A 1,233-nucleotide genomic window follows, 5' to 3' on the forward strand; every position below is an offset into this window, starting at 1 on the left:
GGCCAGCCAGCTGGCTGGGGCCTTCCCGGTGCTCTACCGCGGGCGTAACCAGCGCGTGGCGCATGAGTGCATACTCGATCTGCGGCCGTTGAAGGCGCTGACGGGCATCAGCGAGGAGGACGTGGCGAAGCGCCTGATGGACTATGGCTTCCATGCACCGACCATGTCGTTCCCGGTGCCGGGTACGCTGATGGTGGAACCGACCGAAAGTGAGTCCAAGGCCGAGCTGGACCGCTTTATCGAAGCGATGCTGGCAATTCGCGCGGAGATCGCGGACGTTCAGGATGGCAAGTGGCCGGCAGAGAACAGCCCGCTCAGGCACGCGCCGCATACCTTGGCCGATGTCTTGGGCATATGGGACAGGCCCTACAGCCTGGAGCAGGCGGTGGCACCGGCTGCGCATGTGCGCCAACACAAGTACTGGCCGGCGGTTAACCGGGTCGACAACGTGTATGGGGACCGCAACCTGTTCTGTGCCTGTGTGCCGGTGGAGGCTTATCGCTGATAGCGCAGGGGTGACCGATTGGGCGCGCAGCGCGCGCCCCGGGGTTTTACTCGGCTACCGCATTCTTGGCCAGGATGGCATTGGCCAGCTCCATGTCCGAGGCCTGCAGCCCCGGGTTCTCGGCCCGCGCCTGGTGCATGGCGGCTTCCAGGAACGGCCCACGAATCGCACCTTCGCTGGCAACGAAGCTGCTGGCGTCGTCCTGCGCGGCGAGGACAAGCTTGTGGTCCCGCGACGTCAGGTAGGTCGAACCAGTCGTTGCCCCGGAAGAAATCACGTTACGCCAAAAGGTATCAGCCATGGCCGAGCCCATAGGCAGCGAGAGCAGGGCAGCGGCGGCAACGGCAGTTTTGAGACGCATGTTGAAACACCTCGAAGGGTGGGGGTTGAAGATGCGCCGTTGGATCTTTTCCAATGGGGCAAGTTCCTGAATGCCGGGGCTTTTCGTCAGCCGCACACGCGCAATACCTCATGCATGCAGGTCTGCCCAGTGGTCACCTTGGCCTCGCCACAACGGCGAAGGTCCACCAGGCCATCGGCCTGGGCCTGTTGCCGCAGAATGGTCAGGTCGGCATCCCGGCCGATCAGCGCGCGCAGCTGGTCGCTGGGCTCGAGCAGTTCAAATAAACCGGTGCGGCCATGAAAGCCGGTGCCTCGGCAGGTACGGCAGTGGGCGCAGGTATTCGCTTGGCAGTCCGGGCACAGGGTGCGTACCAGGCGCTGGGCCA

The 1,233-nt window shown here is 64.3% G+C and carries 1 protein-coding gene and 2 pseudogenes; 1 reads left to right on the top strand and 2 read right to left on the bottom strand.

The genetic code is table 11. From position 1 onward, the window contains the following. Nucleotides 1-505, top strand: a pseudogene (locus G1E_RS29895) (glycine dehydrogenase (aminomethyl-transferring)); the annotation flags it as partial. A gap of 46 nt (nucleotides 506-551) precedes the next feature. Here G1E_RS29895 and G1E_RS24335 read toward each other — a convergent pair. Further along, nucleotides 552-866: a DUF2388 domain-containing protein gene (locus G1E_RS24335; RefSeq protein ID WP_009684128.1), complete on the bottom strand. Its 315-nt coding sequence runs from the start codon at nucleotides 864-866 to the stop codon at nucleotides 552-554. An 86-nt stretch (nucleotides 867-952) separates the two neighbouring features. Continuing rightward, nucleotides 953-1,233, bottom strand: a pseudogene (locus G1E_RS29900) (type II/IV secretion system protein); the annotation flags it as partial.

Source organism: Pseudomonas sp. TJI-51, assembly GCF_000190455.2.
Taxonomy (GTDB): domain Bacteria; phylum Pseudomonadota; class Gammaproteobacteria; order Pseudomonadales; family Pseudomonadaceae; genus Aquipseudomonas; species Aquipseudomonas juntendi.

Coding starts and splice junctions, on each gene's coding strand:
- G1E_RS24335 (WP_009684128.1), bottom strand. CDS start 866: ATGCGTCTCAAAACTGCCGTTGCCGCCGCTGCCCTGCTCTCGCTGCCT.